Genomic DNA, 4,173 nt, shown 5'->3' with positions numbered 1-4,173 from the left:
GGCGACTGGGTGAGCCTGGAGTCCTACGAGGCCCTGTCGTCCCGCGCCCGCCGGCTCATCGCGGTGTACGGCAACAACGACGGCCCGCCCCTGCGAGCCCACCTCCCCGAGGTCGCCGAGGCCGTCCTCGGCGGCGTCCGCTTGGCCGTGGTGCACGAGACGGGCCCGGCGACCGGCCGCGAACGCCGCTGCGCCGCCCGCTTCCCCGACCACGACCTCCTGGTCTTCGGCCACTCCCACATCCCGTGGGACACGACCGCCCCCGGCGGCCTGCGCCTGCTCAACCCCGGCTCCCCGACCGACCGCCGCCGCCAGCCCCACGCCACCTACATGACGCTCACGCTGGCGAATGGCTTGATAAACGACGTGCTGCTGCACCGCCTGGCCCGGTAGCGTGCCTGCTCATGGACCGGGTCGAGCAGATCAACGGGGTGGACGCGCTGGTGCTGGGCGACGAGGGGCCGGCGTACGGCGCGGAGCTGAGCGCGGGCGACCTGGTGGGCGCCGCCCTCTCCCACGGCGTCGACCTGGTGGTGATCCCGGCCCACCGCCTGGCGGACGACTTCTACGCGCTGCGCACCGGCGTGGCGGGCGACATCCTGCAGAAGCTGGTGAACTACCACCTCCGCCTGGCCGTGATCGGCGACGTCTCCGCCCACGTGGCGGCCAGCACCGCCCTGCGCGACCTGATCCGCGAGTCCAACCGCGGCCGCGACGCCTGGTTCCTGCCGGACCGCGCCTCCCTGGCGGCCCGCCTGTCGTAAGCCCGGGCCGCCTTCGCGCCGTCTTCGCGCCGTCTTCGCGCCGTCTTCGCGCCGTCTTCGCGCCGCCTTCGCGCCGTCTTCGCGCCGTCTTCGCGCCGCCTTCGCGCCGTCTTCGCGCCGCCTTCGCGCCGCCTTCGCGCCGCCTTCGCGCCGCCTTCGCGCCGTCCTCGCGCCGCCTTCGCGCCGTCCTCGCGCCGCCTTCGCGCCGTCCTCGCGCGGTCTGCGGCATCAGCGTGCGCCATTTGCCATTATGCGTTGCTTACGGGGCAGCGATTTCGGCTGGGTGCTGGGATAATTGAATACATGGGGCAGCTGCAATTGTTCACCAAGACCGAATTGGCTGCCATGCGCGACCGGACGAGGTCGCGTCGTTATTCTCCGGCGAAAGAGCAGTTCCGCCGGGAGCACGAGCGGCATCGAGCCTGGGGGCTGGCCAGACGGCACGCCGAGCGGCTGCGCCGCCTGCACGGTGACACCCCGCCGCCGGCCGGCGACCGGCGGGACGACCCGGGGCGCGAACCGGCGCCGCCCCCGATTACACCGCCTGAGCAGGTCGGACATGCCGCGAGCGGCAGCATGGCGTACGACGGCGAGCCCGCACCACACGAGGCGGACGGCACCACACAGCCGGGCCTTGCCCCGAAGCGCCGTGGCGAACCCGCATCACCACCGCGAAGGCCCGCCGGTGCGGCAACACGCGCATCGGTGACCACCAATGTACGGCCACCGACACATCGAAGCCGTCATTCAACAATGCCGCGCACGTTAGGACGCCAATTCCCCTGTGCCCCACGGATGGCACCATCAGACAATTGTTCCCAATGGACCGCCACCGCCGATTCCCGGACGTCTCGGCAACGCGTATCGCTGCAAGTTTGCGAGCGCGCCAGCGCTCCGCACTGCGTCCGATCGTGGAGCGGCCAACGTCGGGGACCGCCCGCGGGCACTGCCGCTGCGGACCGGCCTGACCCGGAGGCCACCGCCCATTACCTGACCTGTCCGCCACCCACTGCTGGAGCTTGACCAAGCCCATAAAGACACCCCGCGCGGCAAGGCCCTCGACCCGTAAAGACACCCCGCGCGGCAAGGCCCTCGACCCGTCGCGCGCGCCGCGATATCGGTGGCGACCGGGAACCACCGCGGCCCGCCCGACGGGGATGCCGGGCTCACACGTCCTCTCGTGGTCAGACCGACGCGCTCCTGACTGACCACGCCGATCGTTACCCCGCCGTGGCGGCTTCCGCGGCGGGGGCTCGGGGTCGCGGTGGTGGTCAGGTCGGGAGGCCCACCAGTACGTAGCGTTCCTTCAGCCAGGGGATCAGCGTGCGGTACGCGACGATGGTGTCCGGCTGGCCGTTGTCGTGCGACAGGATGATCGAGCCCTGGCGGACCTGGGCCTCGATCTGGGCGACGACGCGGGCGATGTGGGCGCTGTGGTTCTTGTCCTTGGTGTGGTCCCAGTCGCGGGGGTCGACGTCCCAGTAGATCGACTCCATGCCCAGCGCCTTGGCCCTGGCGACCAGGTCGGGGGTGAAGTTGCCGCCCGGGGCGCGGAAGTACTTGATCGGGGCGTCCGGCACGGCGGCGTGGATGGCGTCGTTGGTGTGCTGCAGGTCCCAGTCTATGTAGCCCGGGTCGCGCTTGGCCAGGTCGGTCAGGTGCTGCCACGAGTGGTTGCACAGCGTGTGGCCGTCGGCGTAGATCTGGCGGACCAGGTCGGGCCGGTCGCGCACCCGGAAGCCGACCATGCAGAAGGTGGCCTTCACGCCGTTGTCGCGCAGGATCTTCAGCAGGGCCGGGGTGTTCACCGGGTCGGGGCCGTCGTCGAAGGTCAGCGCCACCTCGGTGCCCGACGTGCGGGTCAGGGACTCCGCCGGGCCCTGGCCGGTGCCGGCCGGGCGGGCCGCGGAGCCCTCCGGGAGCTTCGACGTCGTCGGCGACCCGCTCGGCGCCGGCGAGTTCGACGCCGACGGCGAGGCCGGCACGGACGCATCGGCGGACGGCGACGCGGAGGCCGGCGGGGCGGTCGACTGCGACGCCGGGACCGAGGCCGGGGTGCCGGCCGTCACGCCCGGCTGGGCGGTGACGCGCGGCTTGTCGCCGTCGCAGGCCACGATGCCGAAGAACACCATGATGGCCGCGGCCGCGAGTGCGATCCTTCGCCGGTAGCCGAGCACTTCGAGCTCCCCAATCTTGCGGACAACGCGGGGCCACGCTATCGGAACGGCGGCCCTGGATGCAGCCCCGGCCGTGGACGGCGACGCTGCGTATAGGTGGTCGTCACAGCGAGGCCCGCCACTACAGTAGACGCGTGACGGTGCCCGTCGAGTTGCTCGCGCACCTGCGCCGGGCGCGCGATCACGTCGACCGCAACTACCGGGAGCCGCTGGACCTGGGGTCGGTCGCCGCCGTGGCGGCTGTCTCCAAGTACCACTTCATCAGGTGCTTCGAGGAAACCTATGGCGAGACCCCGATGCGCTACCTGACCCGCCGGCGCATCGAACGGGCCCAGGACCTGTTGCGCAACGCGAACCTTACCGTCACCGAGGTGTGCCTGGCCGTCGGCTTCACGAGCCTGGGCTCCTTCTCGGCGAAGTTCACCCGGATCGTCGGTGAGAGCCCCGTGTCGTACCGCAACCGCTGGGCCGCCACCGGCGCGCCCCACATCCCCGGGTGCTGGCTGTTCATGGCCGGGGTGATCCGCAATTTCGGAGAAGCCCCACCCGGGTCACTCCCAGTAACGTCGGAAGCATGATTACCAACATCTCGCTGGTCACGACGTACTGTCTGGACCAGGACAAGGCCAGGGACTTCTACGTCGACGTGCTGGGCTTCGAGACCGCCAGCGACGTCATGCTCGGCGAGTTCCGCTGGGTCACGGTCCGTCACCCCAGCCAGCCGGAGCTCGAGGTCACGCTGATGACCCCCGGCCCGCCGCTGGACGACGAGGCGGCCGGCTTCGTGCGCCGCCAGCTGGAGAAGGGCGGCATGGGCGGCCTCGGCCTGCGGGTCGACGACTGCCGCAAGACCCACGCCGAGCTCGCCGCCAAGGGCGTGGAGTTCGTGCAGGAGCCGGAGGACCGCCCCTACGGCGTCGAGGCCGTCATCCGCGACAACAGCGGCAACTGGCTCGTGCTCGTCGAACCGCGGGAGTTCGCCGGCTGAGCTACTGTCCCCGCATGGGTCGTCGTCAAGACCACGCGGCGGTACTGCGAGAGCTCCCACCCCCCGACTGGCCCGCATACCTGGGGCAGCGCAGCGGCCTGCCCGGCCCGCGGGCCGACCTCGAGCTGGTGCAGGCGGTCGCCGACACGGCGGACTCGCAGACGCTGGACGAGCTGATCGCGTCCGGCGACGAGTACCTGGTGCTGTGCGGCGTCACCGGCCTCGGCCGCCTGCTGGCCGAGGC

6 protein-coding genes are annotated in these 4,173 nt (G+C 71.5%); 5 read left to right on the top strand and 1 reads right to left on the bottom strand.

The window, feature by feature from the left end; translation table 11 throughout:
• Together ABD352_RS09555 and ABD352_RS09550 are read left to right on the top strand one after the other, a co-directional pair.
• Nucleotides 1-393 (top strand): metallophosphoesterase family protein (locus ABD352_RS09555; protein ID WP_344611896.1); only part of this gene is annotated, 393 nt, incomplete at its 5' end.
• A gap of 11 nt (nucleotides 394-404) precedes the next feature.
• Nucleotides 405-764, top strand: coding sequence for a DUF4180 domain-containing protein (locus ABD352_RS09550; RefSeq protein WP_344611895.1), 360 nt, complete (start codon nucleotides 405-407; stop codon nucleotides 762-764).
• Between the two features lie 1,271 nt (nucleotides 765-2,035).
• Here the strand turns inward: ABD352_RS09550 and ABD352_RS09545 are convergent.
• Entirely contained in the window at nucleotides 2,036-2,941 is a 906-nt protein-coding gene (locus ABD352_RS09545) for a polysaccharide deacetylase family protein (RefSeq protein WP_344611894.1), read from the bottom strand.
• 134 nt (nucleotides 2,942-3,075) lie between these two features.
• On the opposite strand from ABD352_RS09545, the gene ABD352_RS09540 reads away from it, so the two are divergent.
• The 3 genes from ABD352_RS09540 to ABD352_RS09530 all read left to right on the top strand — a co-directional run.
• A complete protein-coding gene (locus ABD352_RS09540; RefSeq protein ID WP_344611893.1) occupies nucleotides 3,076-3,519 on the top strand; it encodes a helix-turn-helix transcriptional regulator in 444 nt (147 codons plus the stop codon).
• Nucleotides 3,516-3,929, top strand: coding sequence for a VOC family protein (locus ABD352_RS09535; protein WP_344611892.1), 414 nt, complete (start codon nucleotides 3,516-3,518; stop codon nucleotides 3,927-3,929). Before ABD352_RS09540 ends, ABD352_RS09535 begins: the two co-directional genes overlap by 4 nt.
• A 14-nt stretch (nucleotides 3,930-3,943) precedes the next feature.
• On the top strand, nucleotides 3,944-4,173 hold a 230-nt coding region (locus ABD352_RS09530; protein WP_344611891.1), incomplete at its 3' end, for a hypothetical protein.

The sequence above is a fragment of the Dactylosporangium salmoneum genome, assembly GCF_039532525.1.
Taxonomy (GTDB): domain Bacteria; phylum Actinomycetota; class Actinomycetes; order Mycobacteriales; family Micromonosporaceae; genus Dactylosporangium; species Dactylosporangium salmoneum.
This window is presented reverse-complemented; position numbering and strand designations above follow the sequence as displayed.

Coding starts and splice junctions, on each gene's coding strand:
- ABD352_RS09550 (WP_344611895.1), top strand. CDS start 405: ATGGACCGGGTCGAGCAGATCAACGGGGTGGACGCGCTGGTGCTGGGC.
- ABD352_RS09535 (WP_344611892.1), top strand. CDS start 3,516: ATGATTACCAACATCTCGCTGGTCACGACGTACTGTCTGGACCAGGAC.